The following is a 23217-nucleotide window of genomic DNA, read 5'->3' as shown; positions in this document are numbered from 1 at the left end:
GGCTCAGCCGTCCAGGGACGTTTCGCCGGCGAGGTCGTCCTGCTCGAACGACAGCCGGTCGACCACCTTGACGACGCCGTCCACGCTCTCGCAGAGCCGTACGACGACCGGCACCAGGCTGCGGCGCCTGAGCGTGCCGCTCAGCGTCACCCTGCCGTCGGCCACCTCGACGGTGACCGCGGCAGGGGACACTCCGAGCGTTCCGGCCAGCACGTCCTCCACGATCTCCTCCTGGATGGACCGGTCGCGCCGGAGGAACAGCTGCAGCAGGTCGCTGCGGCTGACCACACCGATCAGGGCGCCGTAGCCGTCCACCACCGGCAGTCGCTTGACGTGGCGCTCCTCCATCGTCCTGGCGGCCCTGACGGCGCTCCACTCCGGTCCGGCCACCACGGCGGGGCTCGTCATCAGCTCACCCGCCGTCTCGCCGCCGTCACCCGAGGTCTGCCTGCGCAGCAGGTCGGCCTCCGAGACGACGCCGACAGGCCGGCGCTCGTCGTCGATCACCGGTACGGCCGTGATGCCGTACTCGTCGAGCAGCCGCGCGATCTCCTTGAACGTGGTGCCGCGCTGGACGGCGACGGCCTCCGGAGTCATGAGGTCGGCCACGCTGCGGTGTCTCATCGCCGATCGGATCCCTTCGCGGCATGGCACGCCACCCGTGCCACCCCTGCGCCAATTCTCCCGCTTCCGAGCGCCTGCCGCGGTTCAGCCGGACAGTGCGGCGAGCGTGGCGTCGAGGTCCGCGGGGCGGGGCCGGTTGTGCGGGAGCCTGGCGAGCACCCGGGCCATCCCGCAGGTGTCGGTGAGCGCGGAGAACACCAGGCCGCCGGCGATGCCCCCGCTGAGCAGGCGGGCGGCCGGGTGGCGCCGCCCGGCCACGAGACCGGCGAGCACCAGGGACCCCGCCGCGAGGCGTACCTGGCGTTCCATCGCCCATACCGTGCGGGCCCCTGCCGGGCGGTGCACGTCGTGGCCGAGCTGCGACCAGGCGGTGGTGCCACCGGTCAGCGTGGCGGCCGTGACACCGTTCTCCGCGAGGGTCGCGCACGCGGCGGCCGAGCGGGCGCCCGAGGCGCACACCACGAGCAGGTCGCCCCTGCCGGCGGCGGACCTCAGCACGGGCAGTGCCGTCTCGAGGTGGTCCAGGGGGATGTTGTGGGCTCCGGGCAGGTGCCCGGACGCGTACTCACCGGGGGTGCGTACATCGATGACGGTCAACTCGTGCAGCCGGGCGCTGGCCTGGGCGGGGGCGAGGGCGGCGGGAGTGGTCACGTGAGGACGCTCCATTCGTGTCGGGCCTGTCGGGGTCTGCTTCCGGTCTTCGCGGTGGGCGACACCCCTACGGGTAGAATACCGGCAGGGGTATTACGGAGGAGCGGCTCGTGGAACTGGCGATGGCAGCCGAGGAACTGAAGACCGTTGTCAACCGGCTGCGCAGGGCGCAGGGGCAGATCGCGGGGGTCATCAGGATGATCGAGGAGGGCCGGGACTGCGAGGAAGTGGTGACGCAGCTGGCGGCGGCGTCGCGCGCCCTGGACAGGGCGGGCTTCGCCATCATCGCCACCGGTCTGCAGCACTGCCTCACCGACTCGGACATGGCGCAGAGCGGCGACCGCGAGCAGATGCGTGCCCGGCTCGAGAAGCTCTTCCTGTCCCTGGCGTAGGACCGATCTCCGGCCGGGCTCACGAGCTGGTCGTGTGACGGCGTCGGCGAGCACGGGAGCGGCGACGGCCGGCAGCACCGCTCCGAGGACCCGCTGAAGCAGGCCCGGACAGCTCGGCCGTCCGCCGTCCCTGGCTCCGGGGGCCGCGCGGCCGTGGACGGCGCGATCACCGTCCGGTCAGGCCCCCGTCGTCCCCCGGGCGGTCGGCGAGTGAGCCGAGATCACCAGCAGGCCGGTGCCCGACCGTGCCTGATCCCGAGGGCCGGTACGCCGACCCGTACGGGACCGTGAGGCAGGCGGCGGAGGAGCTCGGTCCCGGCACCCGGACCGGCCCCAGCGACGGCGGGCGGGGTGCGGGTCCCGACCGTCACCGCCGACGCCTGAGCCGACCACCCCGCACGGCACGTTGATTCGCCCTGGCAGCCCGGCGGAACGCCGCGGGTGCCCGTACGGCCGGGACCGTACGTCTGCGATCGACGCCGCGGCGGGGCGGTCGATGCCGGCACGCACCGGCTCCACGGCACCGCCGGGGACCGTCGCCGTGCGCCGCTGGGACCCGCTGGCTACCGTGAACGTGCGCGGCGAGCCCGCGCGTCGCCGCAGTCGGCGACCCATACGGGAAAGGTGCCCGCCATGCCCGAAGAACCGCAGACCGGACACGGCGTCGGGTCCGGCCACCCCAAGGGGGACATCGGCCGGCGCGTGGCCGCCCGCCGGCAGCAGCTCGGGCTGTCCCGCGCGGACGTCGCGCTGCGGGCGGGCTCAGCGCCCGGCTACATCGAGTACCTCGAGGACAAGACCGCCACACCCGGCATGGGTTTCCTGCTGCGGCTGGCGGACGCCCTGGAGACGACCGTCACCTCGCTGACGGGTGGTGGCGCGGACCTGCCGCCCGGCATCGGTGCGGCCGGCGGCCGTCCGGAACTGGTGGAGCTCGGCCGGGACCAGTGCTGGGCGCTGCTGGGGACGCACGGCGTGGGCCGGGTCGCCGTGAGCACACGAGAGGGCCCCGCCATCCTGCCGGTCAACTACCTGGTCGCCGAAGGGGAGATCGCCTTCCGTACGGCACCGGAGGCCGTGCCGGCAGAGGCGGTCGGTGCGGAGACCGCGTTCGAGGTGGACCACATCGACGACGCGTTCAGCCAGGGGTGGAGCGTTCTGGCCGTCGGCGGTGCCCGCGCGGTCACCGAGCCGGAAGCCGTCGCGAAACTGGAGCGTCAGGCGTACAGCGCGCCCTGGGCGGGCGGTGACCGTGACCTGTGGGTCGTCCTCGCCCCCGAGCGGGTAACGGGGCGCCGGATCCTGGTGCGGGGAGCGCCGGGGCGGACGTGAGCACCTGAACTCCTCGCCCGGTCGTGCCGGGGCCGGCCGGGTCGTCGCCGCTTCAGGTGTGGCGTCAAGCGGCGGTCAAGCGGGCCGTCAGGCGGTGCGGCGCTTCGGCGGCAGGGGGAGGCTCGCCCAGACGGTCTTGCCGCGGGGCGGCGTCGGACGCCACGACCAGTGGTCGCTCAGCGTGCTGACCAGGATCAGGCCCCGGCCCCCCACCGCCGAGTCGCCGGGATCGCACAGGGAGGGCGGGGCAGGGCTGGGATCGGTGACGGCACAGACGAGGTGCCGGGTGTAGCGGAACAGCCCGAGCCAGACGGGGTACTCGGCCGTGTGCGGTGCGTCGTCCGGGGTGGCGTCGCCCGCGACGGCGGAGTGCGGGGGGACGGCGTGCCGTACAGCGTTGCCGACCAGCTCGCTGACGATCAGTTCGACGTCCGCGACGAGTGGCTGCAGTGCCCATGCGTGGAGTGTGCGTGTGGCGAACTTCCTTGCCTGGCCCGCGTTCAGCGGACGGCCGTCCAGTCCGCAGGCGGAGAAACCACCGGGAACGACCGGTTCGTCCAGGGTGAGTTCGGGCTCACCGGACACCGACGGGCGGGGCAGGGGTTTCACGCCAGATTGCACAGGCCGACTGCGGCCCGCATGCCCGGTGCCGGTGCTCGAGAAGGCCGGCATGTGAGTCGTCACTGGTCATGTCTCCCTGCAGGCTTCGCCGTTCGACAGCAGACGCAGGGCGAGTATTGTCGAGCCGACCCGATGATGCAATTGCATCTGAGATTGCAGTGGCGGGATAACTGTGAACGCACGTGCGAAGAGTGAGGAGTTGATGGGCATGGAGTTCGTCAACGGGATGCGGGCCAGCGCACTGGAGTCGGTGGCCTGGATCAAGAGCAGCCACAGCAATGCCACCGGCAACTGCGTGGAGATGGCCGCGCTGCCGGGCGACCGGATCGCGATCCGAAACTCCCGCGACCCGCACGGGCCGGCCATCGTCTGCACACGCGAGGACTTCGCGGGTTTCGTGGCCGGCGCCCGCGAGGGAGGTTTCGACTCGGTAATCGGCTGAAAAATGCGGTTGGGTAGGCGTCATCCCCATGGCTTCGCCGCCGAAGTGCTGGATACTGTCGTCGTCCCTATTCCTCCGCAGGAGCGCCTGATGGCTGCAGCCGAACCGAGTCCGTCGTTGTTCGTCCGGCCGCTGGGAGCGGTCGAGAACAACCCGACCGCCCTCAGGCTGATCCTGGGCGGCAAACTGCGCCAGTTGCGGGCGATCGCCGGACTCGACCCCGCGGACGTCGACCTCCGGCTCGGCTTCTCACGCTCCAAGACCAGCCGGATCGAGCTGGGCCGCCACGGCTGCAAGCCGGCCGACGCCATGGCTCTGCTCAATCTCTACGGCGTGGGCGCCGAGGAGCAGGTCGCGGAGTTCATGCGCCTGGTGTCGCAGTCCAGACAGTCGGACTGGTGGCGCTCCTTCAGTGACGTCCTGTCCGACTTCTTCGCCCCGCTCGTCGCCCTCGAGGGTGCCGCCGCGACCATTCGGACCTACGAGCCGTTCTATGTGCCGGGTCTGCTGCAGACGCCCGCGTACACCGAGGCCGTCGTACGGTCGGGGCCGGGACACCTCCTCACGCACGACGTGCAGCGCAGGGTCGCCCTGCGTCAGGAGCGTCAGCGGCAGATCGACCTGCCGGACGCGCCGCGCCTGTGGGCCGTGATCGACGAGTCCGTGCTGATGCGCACGGTCGGCGGGCCGCACGTGATGCGTGAACAACTCCTGCATCTGGTCGACATGATGGAGCGGCCCCGGGTGACACTGCAGGTCGCACCGCTGGAGGTGACGGCCTCCGTGGGCGTCGGCACGGGAGTCACCTATCTCCGTTTCGCGCTGAGCGACCTGAAGGACGCGGTCTACATCGAGCACCTGACCGACAGCACCTTCAGCCAGAAGCCCCAGGCCGTCGAGCAGTACCGGGACATGCTGGACCGCCTCGGCGCGTGCGCCCTCACGCCCAAGCAGTCGCTGGAACTGCTCGAGCGGCGCATCAAAAGCCTCTGACCCCGTCCGGCACCGCCGTCCGCACGACTGTGGCCGGGGGATCCGCTTTGTCGAGCGGATCCCCCGGCCACAGTCGGCTGTACGCGCCGGTGCGTCGCTACGGTATGCGCGCGACGCCGCCCCACTCGATCCACTCGTCGGTGAGCTGCACGGGCGCCAGCTCGGTGTCCGGGCGCCAGGTGGAGACCTCCACCAGCCCCGGCTCAAGGATGTCCAGGCCGTCGAGGTAGGCGGCGACCTCGTGCTCCTCGCGGACCCTGCCCCAGTGGTTGTCGGTGGCCTGAGCCATGAACTGGGTGACGAACTCGCGGATCTCGGGCCGGTCGCTCACCAGCTGACAGACGACCATGAAGCTGCCCGGCGCGAGTCGTTCCGCCACCCGCCGCACCAGCGCGGCCGGGTCGTCCTCGTCGGGAATGCAGTGCATCACCGACACGAAGAGCGCCGCGACGGGTTGGCTGAAATCGATGAGCCGCCGGGTCTCCTCGTGGCCGAAGATGCCGTCGGTGTCGCGCATGTCGGCCTGGATGACCGTGGTGCGGTCGTTCTCGTCGAGCAGCGCGCGCCCGTGCGCGAGCACGATCGGGTCGTTGTCGACGTAGACGACCCGCGACTCGGGGTCGACCGCCTGCGCGACCTGGTGGACGTTGTCCTGGGTGGGCAGGCCGGATCCGTGGTCGATGAACTGGCGGATTCCGTACTCGGTCGCGAGCAGCCGCACCACGCGCCGCAGGAAACGCCGGTTGTTGACGGCGAGTGTCTTGGTGCTCGGGACCTGCTCGAGCAACTGTTCGCAGGCGTCGCGGTCCGACTGGTAGTTGTCGTCGCCCCCCAGGAAGAAGTCGTACATTCGCGCCACACTTGGCACCTTGGTGTCGATGGCGTCGGGGCGCCACGAGCTTTGCATCCAGTCCTCACCCGCGTTGATCGAGATCCGGTTCAGTGGGATCCACATGCTAGGGAGCGCGGGGACGGCGGTACAGGTGGACGGTCGGCGGAGAGAGACCCGTACGTCGGCTTTCGGCCAAGATTCTTCATACCAACTGCCCCGGCCGCAACAGGCGTTGCGACCGGCTCACAGCGCGCCCCACGAATGGGCGCGGGTGCGGAGATGGTCGTGGACGAGGGCCAGCGGCGGGTGCACCAGGGCTCCTGCCCGGGTGGCCAGATAGAGAGTGTTGAGAGGCGGGGCGGCGGGTTCGTGGAGCAGTTCCACGGAACCCGCGGAGAGGGCCGGCTCGGCGAGGTACCGGGGGAGCGCGCTCACTCCCGCGCCGGCGATCACGGCGGCCAGCACGGCTCTCAGATCGGGGACGATCACGGCGATGCGATTCGGCGGCCGGCGGCCGAACTCGCTCAGCCAGTACCGGCGGACGATCGGCAGGTCTTCCGCGTAACCGACCAGCGGGAGATGCGCGAGAGCGTCCACCGGATCGCGGGCCAGCCGCGCGCTGTCGATGCTGCGGGCCAGCGTCGGCGGTCCGACCAGGACGAACTCCTCGTCGACGAGCGGTGTGGCGGCGATGTCCTGCTGCGCCGGCCTGACGGCGGACACCACCAGGTCCACCCGGCCCTCCGAGAGCGCGGTCAGCAGATCCCGGGCGAGCCCCAGCGTGACGTGCACGCGCAGCCCCCGGGTGGTCAGCGGCGCGAGGGTCGGCAGCACGCGCATGGCGATCAGCTCTCCCGGCCCCGCGACGCGTACGGTCCCGACATGGGCCGCGCCCGCTCGTGACGGTTCCAGCGCGGCACGGAGCTCGTCCAGGTGGGTGCCGATCCGCGCGGCGAGGTCGGCCGCGTGGGCGGTGGGGGTGACGCCCTTGCGGGAGCGGACGAACAGCTGTTCACCCAGCTGCTCCTCCAGTCTGGCCAGGTGCCCGCTCACCGCCGGCTGGGTGAGTCCCAGTCGCTCGGCGGCGGCCGACAGCGACCCGCAGCGGTAGATCTCCACGAAGGTCGACAGCAGATCCAGGCCTGGCACGCAACACCCGTTCCATAAGAGAACTTATGACGCTCATGATGCCCCGGGAGGGAGTCGGGTCAAAGCTGGTGTTGTCCGTTCCAAGGTGCACAGCACATCCGAGCCACGTAAGGACTTTCCATGTCGAAGATCCTCATGGTCGTTTCCGGCGCCGACAGCCTGAAGCTGTCCGACGGGACCAGCCATCCGACCGGCTACTGGGCCGAGGAGCTGGCCGCGTCGCACGAGGTGCTCCGGGACGCGGGCCACGAAGTGGTCATCGCGACCCCGGGCGGCGTCCGGCCGACCGTGGACCCCATCAGCCTCGACGAGCGCGGGGGCGTCGAGAAGGCGGACGCCGAGCGCTTTGGCGGGTACCTGGAGAGCCTCGGCGCCGAACTCTCCCGGCCTGCCGACCTCTCCGGCGTGTCCGCCGGAGACTACGACGCGGTGTACATCCCCGGCGGTCACGCCCCGATGGCCGACCTGGCCGTCAGCGCGGACCTGGGCCGTCTGCTGAACGAGGCCGATGCCGGAGGGAAGATCGTCGCGGCGCTCTGCCACGGCCCGGCAGCTCTCCTCAGCGCGGTCAGGGAGGACGGCTCCTTCGTCTTCGCCGGCCGCGAGCTGACGACCTTCAGCGACGACGAGGAGCAGCAGGGCGGCCTCGGCGACAAGTCCCCGTACCTCGTCGAGTCCCGCCTGCGCGAACTCGGCGCCGTGGTACGGCCCGGCGACGCGTGGGCGAGCCGCGTCGTCGTCGACGGAAACCTGATCACCGGCCAGAACCCGCAGTCGAGCGCCGACACCGCGCAGCGGGTGGTCGAGGCGCTGGCAGGCCGCTGAACCCGTGAAGGAGCCCGGCCGGGACCGACCCGGCCGGGCCCCTTCGGCGGGTCAGTTCCGGGGTTCCGTCTCCGCGGGGGCGGGGGACACCGCCATCGAGAACGAGTGCCCGGCCGGGTCGGCGAAGAGGCGCTCCTCGTGCGGTCCGCGCCGGTGATTGGTGTCCACCGGCCGGGCCCCCAGCCCGACCGCTTCCCGCTCCGCCGCGTCCAGGTCGTCCCGTGCCACGAGGATGCGCAGATGCGCCTGCTGGGAGTCCTCCGGCCGTGGCCAGCTGGGAGGGGCGTAGCCGTGATCGCGGCGCATCGCCAGGTGGACGCCGCCGAGCCCGACGACCTCCACGAAGTCGGGATCGCTGCCGACGCGTATCCCGGCTCCGAACAGCCCGGCGTAGAACTCGGCGAGCTCCATGGGTTCGGCGGCGTCGAGGACAAGGACGCTGGTCTTCTCAACGGTCATGGGATTCGGCTACCCCCGGCGACGCCCGGCACACGGAACGCGTTCGACCCCGGGCCGCCCGCGACCGGACACGCAGGGTGACTGCCGCGTTCGCCGGTCCGCGACCGGGGTAGGAGCATGGGGAACGGCCCCGACCGACCCGCCCACTACCACCGGACATGGTGATGAACGAGAACTCGACCCCGACCGCGACCGCCGACGCAGCCGCATCCGCGGCGGTGTTCGGCGCACCATGCTGGGTCAGCCTGATGGCGCGCGATCTGCAGGCTGCCCAGGACTTCTACGGGGCGGTGCTCGGCTGGACGTTCCGCAGAGGCAGGCTGGGCGACCAGTTCAGCGTCGCCGTCGTCGACGGCATGCCGGTCGCCGGTATCGGAGCGCTGGCCCCGGCGCTGACGGTGGCCGTCGCATGGACCCCGTACTTCGCCGTCGAGGACGCCGATCGGACCGCCGCGCGCATCCGGGAGCGCAGCGGGACCGTGGCCGTCGGGCCACTGGCCCTGGCCATGGGGCGCGGTGCGCTGGCCGCGGACCGTGACGGCGCGGTCTTCGGGCTCTGGGAGGGCGAGCTCATGCGGGACTGGCCGGCCTGGCGCGACAGGGCACCCGCCTGGATCCGGCTGCTGGCCAAGGACGCGTTCGAGTCGGCGATCTTCTACGGCGAGGTGTTCGACTGGGCTTCCGGCCGGGACGGCTGCTGCGAGGTCAGCTATCTGGAGGGTGCGGTCGTCCTGCACCGTGAGGGGCGGGTGCTCGCCCGGCTCACCTCGGGCGCCGACGGCACGGCCGCGAGCCCGCTGCTGCATCCGCGCTGGCACGTTCACTTCGCGGTGAAGGACCTCGAGAAGACGGTGGAGACGGCTGTCCGCCACGGGGGCACCGTCCTCGGCGAGCGGGGCACCTCGCACGGTGCGGAGGTCAGCCTCAGAGATCCCGACGGCGCCATCTTCACCGTGACCGCCACGGACTACGCCGTACCGCGGTAGCAGCAGCCACCGGAAGGGACCCGCAGACATGGAACGTGCCGCTGTGTTCGACGTCGACGGGACGCTGACCGACACCAACCACCTTCATGTCGTCGCCTGGTGGGAGGCCTTCCGCCAGGCGGGTCACCGGGTGCCCATGCACGACATCCACCGCTCCGTCGGCCTGTCCGGCCAGGATCTGGTCGCGCATCTGCTGGGCGACGACCGCGACACGGCGGGGGACGACGGCGTCAAGGCCGCGCACAAGGCCCTCTACGCGACGTACTCCGACCGTCTCCCGGCCTTCGACCGGGCCGGTGAACTGCTGCGGGCGCTCGCGGCGGACGGCTGGACCGTGGTGCTCGCCACCTCGGCGGGCGGATCCGAACTCGCGGCGCTGCGACGGGCGATCGACGCGGACGACGTCATCGACGCGGTCGCGAGCGCCGACGACGTGGAGGAGGGCAAGCCCGCACCCGATCCGGTCGAGCAGGCGCTGGATCTGGCCGGGGTCCCGGCCGGGCGGGCCGTGTTCGTCGGCGACACGGTGTGGGACATGCAGGCCGCCTCGCGCGCGGGAGTGCGGTGTGTGGCGCTGCTGTGCGGCGGCATTCCGCGGACCGCCCTCGAGGCCGCCGGGGCGGCGGCCGTCTACGACCACCCGGCGGACCTGCTGGCCGGGCTCGCCACCAGCCCCTTCGCCGAAGCCGGCGGGTGACGGGTGGCGGGTGACGGCGCCGGGCGGGCGGAATGCGTCAGGGTCCCGGCGGGCCGCAGAGGTCAGTGCGCCCGGTGGCCCGCCAGCGGCGCCGTCCGGTCGCCGGAACCCTTGCGGACGCCGCGCAGAAACTCCTCGAGCGCCGCCCGCGAGGTGTGCCGCGGCTGCCAGTCCAGCTCCTCCTCGGCCCGTGCCGTGCTCATCACCGGCATCCGCAGCAGTGCGTCGAACAGGTGCGGCGAAGCGGGCACGGCACGCAGCCGCCAGGCGGCGGAGAGCGCGGTGTGCACCGCCCGCCGCGGAACGCGGACGACCCGGGAGTCGAGCATCTCCCCGAGGATCCGGGCGTCGATCACCGGCTCGGCGGCAAGGTTGAACGCCCCGCGCGCGTCGAGGAGCACCGCATTCAGGTACGCCTGGGCCGCGTCGTCGGTGTGCAGCACCTGGAACCGCAACCCCTCGAGATCGGGCACGAACGGCAGCACGGCCGGGTTGAGCAGCGGGCCGGGCAGGAACCGGCCCGCGAAGATCCGCCGCTGCTCGCTCGCCGAACTCTCCTTGAACAGGAACCCGGGGCGGACGCGTGCCACCCGTATCTCCGGGTGCCGCAGTTCGTAGGCGTCGAGCACCCGCTCCAGATAGGCCTTCTCCCGGCAGTAGGCCGCGTCGGGCCAGCCGTGGGTGGGCCACGACTCGTCGACGCCGGGGCCGGTCTTCGGCCCCGGCGAGTACGCTCCGACCGACGACGCGTGCACCAGCACCGGCACCCGCGCCGCGGCGACCGCCTCGAAGAGCCGCAGCGATCCGAGGACGTTCGTCCGCCAGGTGGTGACGGGGGAGTGCGTCAGCTGGAACCGCCACGCGAGGTGGATCACGGCGTCGGCGTCCTCCAGATGCCGTACGAGGCGCTCGCCGGCGTCGTCGCGGGAGAGATCGACGGCAGCCCAGGCGGTCCGCGAGACGTCCAGGTCGGGGATCCTGCGTGCGAGGCCGAGGACCGAGGCGATCCGTGAGTCCCCGGCAAGCGCCCGCACCACGCTGGTGCCGGCGTTTCCGGTGGCTCCCGTGACCACCACTCGCAGTCCGGTGTTCGCGCTCATCAGCCACTCCGTGCGGTTCCGAGGTTCCCGTGACAGGGCCGGCTGCCCACCGGGTCCCCGGCCGGGCCAGAGCGAAACGGATGAAATCCGCGGGAGCGGGCACTCGGGGATCAAGAAGCTGCCGACCGGCATCCGGACGCCGTCGGCACATTTCCGTCGAGGGGAGCCGCGCATGCCCGGTGTGTTCGGAGTGGACCGGAGCGGCGGGACCCTGCTGGTCGCCCCTGGTGTGTACGCCCCGCAGAGTGACACGTTCCTGCTCGCGGATGCGCTCGAGCGTGAACAGCTGAAGCCCCACGCCGAGGTGCTCGACGTCGGCACGGGCACCGGAGCCCTGGCCCTCGCCGCCGCCCGGCGCGGCGCCCGGGTCACGGCGGTCGACAGTTCCTGGCGCGCCGTCGCCGCCACCAGGCTCAACGCGGCGCTGCGGCGCCAACGGGTACGCGTGCTGCGCGGCGACCTGCTGGATCCGGCCGCCGGCCGGCGGTTCGACCTGATCGTGTGCAACCCGCCCTACGTGCCCGCACCCCGGTCCCGGCCGCCGCGCCGCGGGGCTGCCGTCGCCTGGGACGCCGGTCACGACGGCCGGGCCGTACTGGACCGGATCTGCGACGGAGCGGCAGGACTTCTGCACCCGGCCGGAGCGCTGCTGCTGGTGCACTCGGCGCTGAGCGGGGTCCAGGCGACCCTGGACCGGCTGCACGACGCCGGACTCCACGCCGATGTCGTGGAGCGCCGTTTCGTCCCCTTCGGACCCGTGCTGCGCTCCCGGGCCGACTGGCTCGAGCGGCAGGGACTGATCGCACCCGGCGAGGAGAAGGAAGAGCTGGTGATCATCCGTGCCGATCGAGCCTGACGAACGCGACACCGCGGCGCCCTGCCGGGTCACGGTGACCAGCGAGGGCCCGATGCTCGTCGACGGCCCCGTGGAGGTCCTCCTCGAGGACGGGACCACCGTGCGGTCCGACCGGTTCACCGTGGCGCTGTGCACCTGCCGGCGCAGCCGGACGTATCCCTGGTGCGACACCAGCCACAGACGGCGCGGCAGGAGGTGAACGATGCCTGACAGGACCCCTGACCGGGAGGGCCCCGCGGAGGCCGAACTGCCGGGCGCGCGCGGAGAGCTGTCGCAGGGCGTGGTCGACGCCCTGCGCGGCCCGGTGGGCGGCGCTGTGCCCCAGCCGGGCGCCGCCCGTGACGCCGACCCCCTGGGCGACGATCTGCAACTCGCCCTCTATCTCTGCTACGAGCTGCACTACCGGGGTTTTCGCGGCGTCGACGCGGCCTGGGAGTGGGAACCCGGGCTGCTCGGCCTGCGCGCGGCCCTGGAACGCCGTTTCCTCGCGGAGCTCCGTGAGCGCACCGCCGGCCACGCCGATGTGCACGAGGCCCTGGACGAACTGCTCGTCGAACCCGTCGACGGCACGGGAGTGTCGCACTTCCTCAGGGACGAGGGCCGGCTGTGGCAGCTGCGCGAGTACGCCGCCCAGCGCTCCCTCTACCACCTCAAGGAGGCCGACCCGCACGCCTGGGTGATCCCGCGGCTGCGGGGGAGGGCCAAGGCCGCGTTCGTCGCCGTGGAGTACGACGAGTTCGGCGGCGGGCGGGCCGAGCGGGTGCACGCGCGCCTGTTCGCCGACCTGATGACGGATCTCGGGCTGGACACCGCCTACGGCCGCTACGTCGACGCGGCGTCCGCCGAGATGCTCGCGGGCGTCAACCTCATGTCGCTCCTCGGGCTGCACCGCGCCCACCGGGGCGCGCTGGTGGGGCACTTCGCCACCGTCGAGGTGACCTCCTCGCCCGGTTCACGCCGGCTCGCGCAGGCCATGCGCCGCACCGGAGCGGGACCGGCGGCCGAGCACTTCTACGCGGAGCACGTGACCGCGGACGCCGTGCACGAGCAGATCGTGCGCCGGGACGTCATCGGCGGCCTGCTGGCCGACGAACCCGCCCTCGCCGCCGACGTGGCGTTCGGGATCGCGGCCACGACCTGTCTGGAGGACCGGCTGGCGGACCGCCTCCTGGCGGCATGGCGGAACGGTTCGACGAGCCTGCGGACGCCCCTGTGGGAGCCGGAAAGCAGCTGACAATGCGGCACTTCCGGCGTGCCGTACCCACCTCACACACCAACGATTACCTACAGTAGCCAGCTGTGTGGCGGACTGGACCGCTCCGGTTCACAATGAGGCACCGGACGGACCTCGCTCCGCCGTGTCAGGGGGCCGCATAAACCGGGAGACCACGATGCTGATGCCCGACACGAGTGTGATCACCAGGCTGATTGCCCGCTACCGGGCGCAGGAACATTACGTCCTCGCCGCTCCGCACGACGACTCCGCCCGCAGACGGTTCGAGGACACCGCCTACACACTGTGTGTCCTGATGTGCGAGCGCACGGCCCGCGACGCCCTGCTCGCGGCCGAGACGTATGTGGGCCGTCGGATCAGGCCGGGTGCTGCTCCGGCCGTCGGCGAAGGCGCGGCATCCGCCGGGCGCTGACGGGGCACCGGACACACCGGCGGGAAACCGCCGGCGAACCGCGTCCGGGCCAGGGAGCGGGGAAGGACCGAGGTGTCTGAGGTTCGTACGAGGCTCCGCGCACCGGTGGCCGGCATCGTCAGCCGGAGCAAGGAGCCGGCCGTTGTACAGACTGTCCGATCGACCGCGGCGGCGACCATCTCCTACGTGGTCGCCCTGCATCTTCTCGAGAGCCAGGCGCCCCCGCTGACGGCGCCGCTCACCGCGCTCCTCGTCGTCCAGGTCACCCTCTACTCCACGCTCACGACCGGGATCCGCCGGGTCAACTCCGTCGTCGTCGGTGTGCTCATCGCCATCGGCTTCAGCGCGCTGGTCGGACTGACCTGGTGGAGCCTCGGGCTGATCATCCTGGCCTCCCTGGTCGTCGGCAGATTCGTACGCGTCGACGAGTTCGTCCCCGAGGTGGCCATCAGCGCCATGCTCGTACTCGGCGTGACCCAGGTGACGGACACCGCCTGGGACCGGGTGCTGGAGACGCTCATCGGCGCCGTCGTGGGCCTGTTGTTCAACGTCCTGTTCGTGCCCCCGGTCTGGGTCGAGGCCGCGGGGGACTCGATCGAGGACCTCGGTCGCCGCATGCGGCAGCTGCTGCTGCGCATCGGTGAGGAGCTGACCAGTCACACCCCGGTCGAACGCGCGGCGGAGCGGCTCCACGAAGCCCGCAGGCTCGACAACGACATCGCCGACGTCGACGCCGCCCTGCGCCAGGCGGAGGACAGCCTCCGCTTCAACCCGCGCGTCAAGGAAGGCCTGTTGCACCGCATCGTGCTCCGCACCGGCCTCGACACGCTGGAGATCTGCGCCGTCGTGCTGCGTGTGCTGGCCCGAACCCTCACCGACCTGGCCAAGGAACGCCGGGAGGAGGATCTGTTCGGCCACGAGGTGGGCGTCGCGCTCGAGGAGCTCCTCGCGCACGTCGCCGACACCCTCGTGAGCTTCGCCGTCCTCGTCACCACCCAGACCAGCGAGAGCGCCGACGCCGCGGAGGAGCGGCTCACCGGGGAGCTCGCCGCCGCGCGCACCAGCCGCGACAACGCCGCGGACCTGCTGCTCCAGGGCGTCCAGCGGCAGCCGCGGCAATGGCAACTGCACGGTGCGCTGCTCACGGAGATCGACCGGATCCTCGACGAGCTGGACATGGACCACCGGTCGCGGCGCCTCATGGAGGAACTCGACCGCCACACCCGGGAACGCCGGGAGAAACGCCCGCGGTTGTCCGCGCTCCGTGACTGGGTGTGGGGCAGAACCCCGCGCAGAAGCACCGCCCGCTGAACCGCCGAACAGGAGGCACCGACCCGATGAGTCCCACTTCCGACGCGGAGACAGGCACCGTCACCACCAAGGTTCCCGCCCGGCTCGACCGGCTGCCCTGGTCACGGTGGCACTGGATGATCGTGATCGGCCTCGGCACCGTGTGGATCCTCGACGGTCTCGAGGTGACCGTCGTCGGCAACATCGCCAGCCGGCTCTCGGAGGAGGGCAGCGGACTTCCCATCACCGATGCCCAGGTGACGGGCATGGCCGCCGCGCTGTACGTGGCGGGGGCCTGTTCCGGGGCGCTGTTCTTCGGCTGGCTCACCGACCGGTTCGGGCGCAAGAGGCTGTTCCTCGTCACGCTCGCCGTCTACCTCGCCGCGACCGCGCTGACCGCCGTGTCGTTCTCCGTCTGGTGGTTCTTCCTCTTCCGTTTCCTGACCGGTTTCGGCATCGGCGGGGAGTACGCGGCGATCAACTCGGCGATCGACGAACTGATCCCCAGCAAGTACCGGGGCCGGGTGGACCTCATCATCAACGGCAGCTACTGGCTGGGCGCCATGGGCGGTGCGCTGCTGTCCGTCGTGGCGCTGGACACCGACATCTTCGCCATCGACGTCGGCTGGCGGCTCACCTTCGCCCTCGGTGTCGTTCTCGGCCTGGTGATCCTGCTCGTACGCCGCCACGTGCCCGAGAGTCCACGCTGGATGTTCATCCACGGCCGCTCCGAGAAGGCGGAGAAACTCGTCGCCGACGTGGAACGGGAAATCGAGGAGGAGAAGGGCGAGCGGCTGCCGGAGCCGGAGACCGCCATCACCATCCACCAGCGCCGCAGCGTCGGCTTCATCGAGATCGGCCGCACGCTGTTCCGTGCCTACCCCAAACGGGCCGTGCTGGGATTCTCGCTCTTCATCGGCCAGGCGTTCCTCTACAACGCCATCACCTTCGGGTTCGGCTCGATCCTGGTGCGGTTCTTCGACGTGTCCAGCGGCAGCACCGGATACTTCTTCGCCGTCATCGCGTTCGGAAACTTCCTCGGACCGCTGCTGCTCGGCCGCCTGTTCGACACCGTCGGGCGACGACCCATGATCGCCGGAACGTACATCCTTTCCGGCCTGCTTCTCTTCGGCACGGCATGGCTGTTCGGGGCCGGTGTACTGACCGCCACGACGATGACCGCCTGCTGGTGCGTGGTGCTGTTCTTCGCCTCCGCGGGGGCGAGCTCCGCCTATCTCACGGTCAGCGAGATCTTCCCCATGGAGACCCGCGCGATGGCCATCGCGTTCTTCTACGCCATCGGTACGGCGGCCGGCGGCATCTCCGGCCCGCTGATCTTCGCCGAACTGACGGCGAGCGGTGTGGTCGCCGACGCCGTCCTGGCGTTCTCCATCGGCGCGGCTCTGATGGTCGCGGCCGGAGTGGTCGCCGTCTTCTTCGCCGTCGCCGCGGAGCGCAGGCCCCTCGAGGAGATCGCCACCCCGCTGTCGGTCGCCGCCGCCGAGAGCGACGGCGGCACCGGCACGCGGGCCGGCTGAACCACGGCCCGCGGCGGCGGGGGCGCGCCTACTGCTCCCGCAGGCCGCGCCCCCTGCTGCGTACGATCTCCTCGGCGACGGCGCTCAGCTTGCGGTTGGAGCGCTGCGAGATGCGCCGGAGCATGTCGAAGGCTTCCCCGGCCCCGCAGCCCATGGCGTGCATGAGGATGCCGCTGGCCTGGTCTATGACGGCGCGTGAGTCGAGCGCCGTCTCGAGTTGGTTCACCTGGGCGAGCGCCGCCCGGTAGTGATGGTCGCGCACCAGTCCCTGGGCGAACTGCTCTCCCAGCACGATCACCGGATGGTGGGCCAGATGCGCGAACGTCCCGGGCCGGAAGCTGTAGAGACTGAGCGTGACCTCCACCTCCCCGCGGCGGAACGGCATCGTGACACTGGAACGGATTCCCGAGTCCAGGGCCGCGGCGCGGTAGTCGGGCCAGCGCTCCTCGTCCAGCAGGTCGCTGGCCCCGACCGGTTCGCCCGCGTCCAGAGCGCTCGACGTCGGGCCCTCGCCCGTGTCGAGCTCGACCGAGATCAGAGTGGACAGATCGGGGTGTGTGGTTGCCGCGCGGCGTTCCGACGAGCCGTCGGTGACCGTCGTGGCGGCGCCGCAGCAGGTCTCGACGCAACGCATCGCCGCTTCTGTGAAGTCGGAGAGGTCACGAGCGGTGACTGCGGGTTCCACGGTGAGTTCCGGCGGGGGCAGCATTCTTTCCTCCCTTTCCGCAGGTGCGGTTGCCCGCCTCCCCGGACCACAAACCCCCTGGCCGGGCGCATGCGCGCCGCGATGTCGGATAACTTGCTCCCATGGCCCAGAGCGATGAGTTCGGCGAGGACCTCGAGGATTTCGTCCGCCGGGTGGGTGAGCTGAGAGCTGCGCGGGGGCTCCCGCCGGACGAACAGCGGCCCCTGCTCGACGCGGCCCTGTTCGAACTGCAGCACGTCGCCGAGACGCTGTGGCCGAAGTACGAGCGCCTCGCGACGCAGGGCTCCGCCCGTGCCGCCGCGGACCGTACCGAGCTCCAGCTGCTGCGCGCCCTGTTCCAGCGGCTGCCACTGCCCGTCGCCCTCATCGAGGGCGACACGGTCGTCCGGCGGATGAACCTCGCCGCCACCGACATCACCGGCGTACGGTCCGGCTTCGCCGCCGGGCGCCCGCTGTCCGGGCTGCTCAGACCCGCAGACCGCGGAGCCCTGCGGTCACAGGCGGCGGCCGTCGTGCGCGGCGAGGGCCCGCGCAGCCTGCGGGTGCGCCTTCAGCAGCGGCCGGGGGAGTCGCTGCGCGCGACACTCACCGCCCTGCGCCCTCCCAACGAGCCGCAGCCCGCCGTCCTGATGGTCCTCCAGTCCGATCCGGTCCACGGCACGGCGGGCGACGACTGTGCCGGTGACCTGGCGGGCGGACCCGGCGACGACGGCACCCGCACCGCGCCCCGGCTGCGCCGTGTCACCGCTCCCGATCTCGCGGAAGCAGCCGCGCACGCGGCGCAGATGGACCTCCTCGACGGCATGACGACCGCACTGCTCGGTGCTCCTGCCGGCAAGCCGGAAGCGGCACTGGCCGCCGCCGCGGCGGTCCTCGCCTCGCACGGCTCGGACTGGGTGGTGGCCGACCTCGTCACCGGATCCGGGCTGCGCCGTACGGCCGTTCAGGGGCCGCCCGGAGCGGGGGCGCTGACGGCGCGGATCGCGGCGCAGGACCCCGCGGGTTGCCCGATCGTCGTGGACTGCGCCGCGGAGGCCGCCTCGGTCCTCCAGGCGCGCCCGGAGGACCTGGAATGCTTCGGCCGGGACGAGGGCGGCGACTCGGTGCTCGTGCAGGCCGACGTGACGTCGTTGATGTGCGTGCCGGTACAGACCCGCCGGGAGGGCGAGAACCAGGTCCTGGGAGTGCTGTCGCTGTTCCGCAGCGGAAGCGCACCCGCCTTCTCGATGGCGCACGCACGCGCCGTGGACGTGGTCTCGAGGCATGTGGCGCTGGCTATGCGGCGCGGCGCATGAACTCGTCGCCGCCGGCGTCGTCACGCCTGATCTCGTCCCGCATGACCTCGTTGCGCAGCTGATCGCAGCTCCGGCTGATCAGCCGGGACACGTGCATCTGCGAGATCCCGAGCGTCTGGGCGATGCTGCTCTGCGTCATGTCGCGGAAGAAGCGCATGTAGAGGATGTTCTGCTCACGCTCGGGCAGCTTGCGCAGGCCCGGCTTGACCGCCTCACGGTCGACGAGCACGTCGATGGCCGGGTCGGCGGAGCCCAGCGTGTCGCTGAGCGAGTAGCCGTCGTCGGCACCGGGAAGCTCCGCGTCGAGGGACAGCGCCGTGAAGCTCTCCAGCGCCTCCAGGCCGACCAGGGCGTCCTCCTCCGAGATTCCGGCGCGCTCGGCGATCTCGGCGACCGTGGGGGCACGTCCCGACACCGTCTGGACCAGGTCCTGGCGGGCGAACCGGACACGGTTGCGCAGATCCTGCACGCGCCGGGGCACATGCAGGGCCCACATGTGGTCGCGGAAGTGCCGCTTGACCTCGCCGACGACGGTGGGCACCGCGAAGCTCTCGAACGCGCCGCGGGACGGGTCGTACCGGTCCACTGCCTTGACCAGGCCGAGTGCGGCGACCTGTTGCAGATCCTCGAGGGACTCGCCGCGGTTGCGGAACCGGCCGGCGATCCGCTCGGCCATCGGCAGCCAGGCCGACACGACTTCCCGTCGCAGTTGCTGCCGCTCCGGCCCGTCGTCCAGCTCGGCCATCCTGCGGAAGGCCGCAGCCGTGTCGGGGGCGTCCGAGTGCGAGTGCTTGGTCTGAGCGAACGTGGGCATGATGTCGCGACTCCCTGGGGTATGGGGGGTTGCACTGCCGTACCGACTGACCCGAGGAAGACGGACAGGGACCTGACGCGCCCGGAGCATCCGCTCCCACGGGGCGTGCCTCCTGTCCGAAGCACATGACGCACCTGCCCGGGCTTGTGCGGCTGAAACCTCCCGCCCGGCCGGCTGTGTCGCTCAGCCCACCGCCGGTGCGTCGATCCTCGCGTTCACCGGCAGGTGGTACACGGCGAAGGCGTGCCCGATCACGGGCTGGGCGACGTTGCGGACCTTCACACCCCCCGCGGTCATCCCGTGCTCGGTGCCGAGATGGGCGTGGCCGTGCACGGCCAGATCGGCCTCCGTGTCGTCGACCGCCTCCGCGAGCAGATAGCTGCCGAGGAACGGATAGATCTCCAGGGGCTCCCCGGCGAGGGTGTCCGGCACCGGCGAGAAGTGCGTCAGGGCGATGCGCACCTGGCACTCCTGTTCCCGCAGGTCCAGCAGGGAGCGGGCCAGATCCGCCGCGCAGCGGCGGCTGTAGCGGACAAACGCCTTCATCTCCGGCTCGCCGAACTCACCGGCGCTGCGGCCCGCGAAGCCGCCCCCGAAGCCCTTGGTGCCGGCGATGCCGACCCTGGTGCCGCCGACGTCGAGCACGGTGCCGTCGCCCTCGAGGACCGTCGCGCCGGCCCGCTCGAGCACGCTCGTCACCTCGTCCTGCAGGTCGCTCTGGTAGTCGTGGTTGCCCAGCACGGCGACGACGGGCACCGGCAGTCCCTTGATCTCCGCCGCCACCACCTCGGCCTCCTCGACCGTGCCGTGCCGGGTCAGGTCCCCGGCCAGCAGCAGCATGTCGGCGCAGTCGCCGAGCGTCTCCCACGCCGGGCGCAGCAGCCCCCGGCTGTCCGGCGACAGATGGATGTCTCCCACGGCGGCGACACGGATCACTCGAGCTCCTCGGGCCCTTCGGGGGCCGTGGCGCAGGCGACCGTGAGGTCGGCCCGCACCGGGAGCCCGCCGAGTTCGGTATCTGCGATGCGCAGGATCTCCGTCCTGCACGCGGCGCTGGAGACCGTGCCCCACAGGTGCACGTAACCGCCGCGCATGTCGATCTGTACGCCGAGTTCGGAGATCTCGTCCTCCGCGAGCCGCTCGCGCAGCCGCGCGATGCGGTAGTCGGAGGCCTCAGGATCCTTCACGGGGCACCTCCCGCGGCGGGATGACGTCCAGCCGCTCCAGCAGGTAGAGGAACGCGTCAGGCATGGGCGAGGCGGCGTGGTCACGGCGCATACGGTCCCAGTCGACGCGCTCGCGCAGCGCCCTGGCGACCGGAAGGAGCGCGCCGAAGTCGCAGTGGTGCTCCGACAGTGCCGTGAGCCGGCTCTCCATCAGGTCGGACGGGGCGAGTACCGGCATGTGCACGGAGTCGACCGGGAGGATCTCGGCCCGGTCGAGCATCTCCTTGGTGACCGGTCGGTGTGCCAGCTCGAAGATCAGGTCGATCTCCTCACCGCCCGTCCTCGCCTTCACCAGCCAGTCCTCCGGGGGTGAGACGACCTGGATCCCGCCTTCGATGAGGGTCTGCACCACGCCTTCCGCGTCCTGCCTGCGCAGACAGAAGTCGGAGTCGTGCTGCAGTCGGGTGGGCACTCCGTGGGCGTAGGCGGCCACGCTGCCCACCAGGGCGAACGGATAGCCCGACGCCTTGAGCAGCGCGCCCACCTGTTTGGTGGCCTGCAGGATGGCCTGGGTGTGGTCCTGCGGCAGTTCGTCCGGGCCGTCGGCGAGGACCGGTGCCACGCCGGCCGCGGCGAGATCCTCGTCGTGCCCCTGGGCCAGGGGCACAGCTCCCGGCCGGGCCGCGTCCTTGGTGTGGTTCATCGGCGGTGCTCCGTCCTGGGTCCGTCTCTGGTTCCTGGGAGGTGGTCCCCCGTGGACGCTGTGAGTGAGGAAACGACAGGTACCCCTTTGACGGTAGTTGATCCGTGTTCGGGTGGTCGTAGTCTGCCCGGAGCGGGCCGGGTGGGCCTGCTCGGCGTGGCGGCGGTGTGGCGCCGCCCGCGCCGGGTACCCGAACGGCCACAGGCGGCCGCGATCGGACGCCCCGGCAACCGCACGAGCGCCGGTACGAGTGTCGAGGAGGCGGAGGCCCATGGTCTCGGGAGCGACCCGGCCGCCGGAGGAGCCTCCGGAGGAGGAGACCTCTTCCGGAGGTGAGCGGTTCGGAGTCGCCGCACGGCGGCAGGGCGGCACCGTCGTCCTCTCACTGAGCGGCGAACTCGACCACGACACGGCCGAGCCCCTGCGGGCGGCCATCACTCGGCACCTGGAGGCGGGTGCTGCTCGGGTCCTCGTCGACTGCGCGGACCTGCTGTTCTGCGACTCCACCGGACTGAACGTACTGCTGCACGGGCGGCTCACCGCCCAGGAGACGGGCGGGCACGTCGCACTCGCCGCTCTGCGGCCGCCGGTGGCGCGCATGTTCGAGATCACCGGGGCGTACGCGGTGTTCCGGGTGTACGCGGATGTGGACGAAGCGCTGGCCGACGAGCGGTCCACCTGACGAAGGAGTGCCGGATGAACACGGGCCACGGCGGGCACGGGCAGACTCGCCGGTTGGTGCTGTTCGGCATGAAGGGGGTGGTCAGCCGCTGCCGCGACTTCACCGAGCAGGCGCTGGCCGACTGGGGATGGACGGTGAACGGCCCGGGCGAGGACAACGACGTCGTCGAGGACGTGCTGCTTCTGGTGTCCGAGCTGGTGACCAACGCCTGCCTGCACGCGGGTGGCCCCCGGGAACTGGTCCTGGCACTCGACCGGCCGCAGGGCCGGCTGCGCGTCGAGGTGGCCGACGCCGACCCGCGGGAGCCCACGCCCAGGGCACAGAGCGACATCTCCCAGCCCGGCGGACACGGGCTGATCATCCTGGAACGGCTGGCCCACACCTGGGGTTCCGAGCCGCGCGGGACCGGCAAGGTGGTGTGGCTGGAGATCCGGCTCAGTCCTGGTCCGGGGCGGCGGGCGGGTCGTCCATGATCCCGTGCCGCAGCTTCTCGAGGATGCGGGAGAGCAGCCGCGAGACGTGCATCTGGGAGATTCCGAGCCGCTCGCCGATCTCCGCCTGCGTCAGCTCCTCCCGGAAGCGCAGCGCCAGGATCAGCCGGTCGCGCTCGTCCAGCATCGCGATCAGCGGCTTGAGCGCTTCCAGGGAGTCGATGATGTCGTAGGCGGGGTCGTCCCTGCCGAGGCGACGGGTGACGGTGTTGGCCACGTCCTCGTCGTTCACCGTGGCGTCGAGCGACTGCGCCGTGTAGCCGTTCGCGGCGCGCTCACCCTCGACGACCTCCTCCTCGCTGACGTGCAGGTACTCGGACAGCTCCGCCGTGGAGGGCCTTCGCCCCAGCTGCTGCTCCAGTACGTCGAGCGCCTTGGCGAGGTCGATCCGCAGTTCCTGGAGCCTGCGCGGCACCCGAACGGACCAGCTGGCGTCCCGGAAGAACCGTTTGATCTCGCCGACCACCGTGGGGAGCGCGAACGAGGCGAACTCGACCTCGCGCTCGATCTCGAACCGGTTGATCGCCTTGATCAGCCCGACCGTGCCCACCTGGATGATGTCCTCCATCGGCTCCGCCCGGTTGGCGAACCGCAGCGCCGCGAACTTGACGAGGCTCAGATTGAGCTCGACCAGCGTGTTCCGTACGTACGAGTACTCGGGCCTGCCCTCTTCGAGTTCGGCCAGCCGCTGGAACAGCGTCACCGACAGTGCTCGGGCGTCCGCCGGGCTGACCGTCCGCGGATCGGGGATGTCCGGCAGATCGTCCAGCACGGCACTCGCGGCCGTGCCGGGCCGTCGGCGTGGACCGGCGGAGGATTCCGCGTTCCCCGTGCGGATACCGCCGGACTGCGGGCTGTGCGTCGAGGTGGACATCGAGGCTCCTTCGACGGGCGGGGGGCCGGCGCTGTCGGCTGCAGCGGGACCGT

29 protein-coding genes are annotated in these 23217 nt (G+C 71.5%); 16 read left to right on the top strand and 13 right to left on the bottom strand.

The window, feature by feature from the left end:
- Positions 1-3: 3 nt before the first annotated feature.
- Both ACFYV1_RS28250 and ACFYV1_RS28245 read right to left on the bottom strand, forming a co-directional pair.
- The gene (locus tag ACFYV1_RS28250) at positions 4-624 is read right to left on the bottom strand and encodes a CBS domain-containing protein (protein ID WP_389398416.1); all 621 of its coding nucleotides are present in this window, start codon (positions 622-624) and stop codon (positions 4-6) included.
- A gap of 84 nt (positions 625-708) precedes the next feature.
- A complete protein-coding gene (locus ACFYV1_RS28245) occupies positions 709-1290 on the bottom strand; it encodes a rhodanese-like domain-containing protein (RefSeq protein ID WP_389398415.1) in 582 nt (193 codons plus the stop codon).
- A 95-nt stretch (positions 1291-1385) separates the two neighbouring features.
- Here ACFYV1_RS28245 and ACFYV1_RS28240 point away from each other — a divergent pair, with 95 nt between their 5' ends.
- Together ACFYV1_RS28240 and ACFYV1_RS28235 are read left to right on the top strand one after the other, a co-directional pair.
- Positions 1386-1667 carry a metal-sensitive transcriptional regulator gene (locus ACFYV1_RS28240; protein ID WP_389398414.1) on the top strand — a complete coding sequence of 94 codons (282 nt, stop codon included), beginning with the start codon at positions 1386-1388 and terminating at the stop codon, positions 1665-1667.
- Between the two features lie 633 nt (positions 1668-2300).
- Positions 2301-2999, top strand: a complete 699-nt coding sequence (locus ACFYV1_RS28235; RefSeq protein ID WP_389398413.1) for a helix-turn-helix domain-containing protein — start codon at positions 2301-2303, stop codon at positions 2997-2999.
- 87 nt (positions 3000-3086) lie between these two features.
- Here the strand turns inward: ACFYV1_RS28235 and ACFYV1_RS28230 are convergent, their stop codons facing one another.
- The gene (locus ACFYV1_RS28230; protein WP_389398412.1) at positions 3087-3608 is read right to left on the bottom strand and encodes an ATP-binding protein; all 522 of its coding nucleotides are present in this window, start codon (positions 3606-3608) and stop codon (positions 3087-3089) included.
- Between the two features lie 220 nt (positions 3609-3828).
- On the opposite strand from ACFYV1_RS28230, the gene ACFYV1_RS28225 reads away from it, so the two are divergent.
- Positions 3829-4062: a DUF397 domain-containing protein gene (locus tag ACFYV1_RS28225; RefSeq protein ID WP_389398411.1), complete on the top strand. Its 234-nt coding sequence runs from the start codon at positions 3829-3831 to the stop codon at positions 4060-4062.
- A gap of 90 nt (positions 4063-4152) precedes the next feature.
- Positions 4153-5055, top strand: a complete 903-nt coding sequence (locus ACFYV1_RS28220; protein ID WP_389398410.1) for a helix-turn-helix domain-containing protein — start codon at positions 4153-4155, stop codon at positions 5053-5055.
- Positions 5056-5152: 97 nt separating this feature from the next.
- On the opposite strand, the gene ACFYV1_RS28215 is transcribed toward ACFYV1_RS28220, so the two are convergent.
- Together ACFYV1_RS28215 and ACFYV1_RS28210 are read right to left on the bottom strand one after the other, a co-directional pair.
- Entirely contained in the window at positions 5153-5962 is an 810-nt protein-coding gene (locus ACFYV1_RS28215) for an SAM-dependent methyltransferase (protein ID WP_389398483.1), read from the bottom strand.
- A 168-nt stretch (positions 5963-6130) separates the two neighbouring features.
- Positions 6131-7036 carry a LysR family transcriptional regulator gene (locus tag ACFYV1_RS28210; RefSeq protein WP_389398409.1) on the bottom strand — a complete coding sequence of 302 codons (906 nt, stop codon included), beginning with the start codon at positions 7034-7036 and terminating at the stop codon, positions 6131-6133.
- A 120-nt stretch (positions 7037-7156) separates the two neighbouring features.
- Here ACFYV1_RS28210 and ACFYV1_RS28205 point away from each other — a divergent pair, with 120 nt between their 5' ends.
- The gene (locus ACFYV1_RS28205) at positions 7157-7861 is read left to right on the top strand and encodes a type 1 glutamine amidotransferase domain-containing protein (RefSeq protein WP_389398408.1); all 705 of its coding nucleotides are present in this window, start codon (positions 7157-7159) and stop codon (positions 7859-7861) included.
- A gap of 51 nt (positions 7862-7912) precedes the next feature.
- Here ACFYV1_RS28205 and ACFYV1_RS28200 read toward each other — a convergent pair whose 3' ends face one another.
- Positions 7913-8320 (bottom strand): VOC family protein, encoded by a 408-nt coding sequence (locus ACFYV1_RS28200; protein WP_389398407.1) that lies wholly within the window; start codon positions 8318-8320, stop codon positions 7913-7915.
- A gap of 164 nt (positions 8321-8484) precedes the next feature.
- Between ACFYV1_RS28200 and ACFYV1_RS28195 the strand changes: the two genes are divergently transcribed.
- Positions 8485-9306, top strand: coding sequence for a VOC family protein (locus tag ACFYV1_RS28195; protein WP_389398406.1), 822 nt, complete (start codon positions 8485-8487; stop codon positions 9304-9306).
- A 28-nt stretch (positions 9307-9334) separates the two neighbouring features.
- A complete protein-coding gene (locus ACFYV1_RS28190; protein ID WP_389398405.1) occupies positions 9335-10003 on the top strand; it encodes an HAD family hydrolase in 669 nt (222 codons plus the stop codon).
- Positions 10004-10065: 62 nt separating this feature from the next.
- On the opposite strand, the gene ACFYV1_RS28185 is transcribed toward ACFYV1_RS28190, so the two are convergent.
- Positions 10066-11103 (bottom strand): NAD-dependent epimerase/dehydratase family protein, encoded by a 1038-nt coding sequence (locus ACFYV1_RS28185; protein WP_389398404.1) that lies wholly within the window; start codon positions 11101-11103, stop codon positions 10066-10068.
- A gap of 172 nt (positions 11104-11275) precedes the next feature.
- Between ACFYV1_RS28185 and ACFYV1_RS28180 the strand changes: the two genes are divergently transcribed.
- From ACFYV1_RS28180 to ACFYV1_RS28155, 6 genes are all read left to right on the top strand, one after another.
- The gene (locus ACFYV1_RS28180) at positions 11276-11959 is read left to right on the top strand and encodes a HemK2/MTQ2 family protein methyltransferase (RefSeq protein WP_389398403.1); all 684 of its coding nucleotides are present in this window, start codon (positions 11276-11278) and stop codon (positions 11957-11959) included.
- A 52-nt stretch (positions 11960-12011) separates the two neighbouring features.
- Positions 12012-12158 carry a CDGSH iron-sulfur domain-containing protein gene (locus ACFYV1_RS28175; RefSeq protein WP_389398482.1) on the top strand — a complete coding sequence of 49 codons (147 nt, stop codon included), beginning with the start codon at positions 12012-12014 and terminating at the stop codon, positions 12156-12158.
- Between the two features lie 3 nt (positions 12159-12161).
- A complete protein-coding gene (locus ACFYV1_RS28170; RefSeq protein ID WP_389398402.1) occupies positions 12162-13193 on the top strand; it encodes an iron-containing redox enzyme family protein in 1032 nt (343 codons plus the stop codon).
- A gap of 157 nt (positions 13194-13350) precedes the next feature.
- On the top strand, positions 13351-13605 hold the full coding sequence (locus ACFYV1_RS28165) for a DUF5133 domain-containing protein (protein WP_389398401.1): 255 nt from the start codon (positions 13351-13353) through the stop codon (positions 13603-13605).
- A 72-nt stretch (positions 13606-13677) separates the two neighbouring features.
- On the top strand, positions 13678-14916 hold the full coding sequence (locus ACFYV1_RS28160) for an aromatic acid exporter family protein (protein ID WP_389398400.1): 1239 nt from the start codon (positions 13678-13680) through the stop codon (positions 14914-14916).
- A 26-nt stretch (positions 14917-14942) separates the two neighbouring features.
- Positions 14943-16433, top strand: a complete 1491-nt coding sequence (locus ACFYV1_RS28155; protein ID WP_389398399.1) for an MFS transporter — start codon at positions 14943-14945, stop codon at positions 16431-16433.
- Between the two features lie 28 nt (positions 16434-16461).
- Here the strand turns inward: ACFYV1_RS28155 and ACFYV1_RS28150 are convergent, their stop codons facing one another.
- The gene (locus tag ACFYV1_RS28150; RefSeq protein WP_389398398.1) at positions 16462-17142 is read right to left on the bottom strand and encodes an ANTAR domain-containing response regulator; all 681 of its coding nucleotides are present in this window, start codon (positions 17140-17142) and stop codon (positions 16462-16464) included.
- 98 nt (positions 17143-17240) lie between these two features.
- On the opposite strand from ACFYV1_RS28150, the gene ACFYV1_RS28145 reads away from it, so the two are divergent.
- Positions 17241-18434 carry a PAS domain protein gene (locus ACFYV1_RS28145; RefSeq protein ID WP_389398397.1) on the top strand — a complete coding sequence of 398 codons (1194 nt, stop codon included), beginning with the start codon at positions 17241-17243 and terminating at the stop codon, positions 18432-18434.
- Here the strand turns inward: ACFYV1_RS28145 and ACFYV1_RS28140 are convergent.
- The 4 genes from ACFYV1_RS28140 to ACFYV1_RS28125 form a co-directional block, all read right to left on the bottom strand.
- On the bottom strand, positions 18415-19248 hold the full coding sequence (locus tag ACFYV1_RS28140) for a SigB/SigF/SigG family RNA polymerase sigma factor (RefSeq protein ID WP_389398396.1): 834 nt from the start codon (positions 19246-19248) through the stop codon (positions 18415-18417). The genes ACFYV1_RS28145 and ACFYV1_RS28140 overlap by 20 nt on opposite strands.
- A 183-nt stretch (positions 19249-19431) precedes the next feature.
- A complete protein-coding gene (locus ACFYV1_RS28135) occupies positions 19432-20184 on the bottom strand; it encodes a metallophosphoesterase (protein ID WP_389398395.1) in 753 nt (250 codons plus the stop codon).
- Entirely contained in the window at positions 20181-20435 is a 255-nt protein-coding gene (locus tag ACFYV1_RS28130; protein ID WP_389398394.1) for a BON domain-containing protein, read from the bottom strand. Before ACFYV1_RS28130 ends, ACFYV1_RS28135 begins: the two co-directional genes overlap by 4 nt.
- The gene (locus ACFYV1_RS28125) at positions 20422-21117 is read right to left on the bottom strand and encodes a hypothetical protein (protein ID WP_389398393.1); all 696 of its coding nucleotides are present in this window, start codon (positions 21115-21117) and stop codon (positions 20422-20424) included. Before ACFYV1_RS28125 ends, ACFYV1_RS28130 begins: the two co-directional genes overlap by 14 nt.
- A gap of 271 nt (positions 21118-21388) precedes the next feature.
- On the opposite strand from ACFYV1_RS28125, the gene ACFYV1_RS28120 reads away from it, so the two are divergent.
- Both ACFYV1_RS28120 and ACFYV1_RS28115 read left to right on the top strand, forming a co-directional pair.
- Positions 21389-21799, top strand: coding sequence for an STAS domain-containing protein (locus tag ACFYV1_RS28120; RefSeq protein ID WP_389398392.1), 411 nt, complete (start codon positions 21389-21391; stop codon positions 21797-21799).
- 14 nt (positions 21800-21813) lie between these two features.
- Complete coding sequence (locus ACFYV1_RS28115; protein WP_389398391.1) at positions 21814-22272, top strand: ATP-binding protein; 459 nt, start codon at positions 21814-21816, stop codon at positions 22270-22272.
- Here the strand turns inward: ACFYV1_RS28115 and ACFYV1_RS28110 are convergent.
- The gene (locus ACFYV1_RS28110; protein ID WP_389398390.1) at positions 22235-23164 is read right to left on the bottom strand and encodes a SigB/SigF/SigG family RNA polymerase sigma factor; all 930 of its coding nucleotides are present in this window, start codon (positions 23162-23164) and stop codon (positions 22235-22237) included. The two genes, ACFYV1_RS28115 and ACFYV1_RS28110, sit on opposite strands and share 38 nt — an antisense overlap.
- Between the last annotated feature and the right edge of the window lie 53 nt (positions 23165-23217).

Source organism: Streptomyces sp. NPDC003023, assembly GCF_042888225.1.
GTDB lineage: Bacteria > Actinomycetota > Actinomycetes > Streptomycetales > Streptomycetaceae > Streptomyces.
The sequence above is the reverse complement of the archived record's forward strand: the minus strand, read 5'-3'. Positions and strand labels throughout refer to the sequence as shown.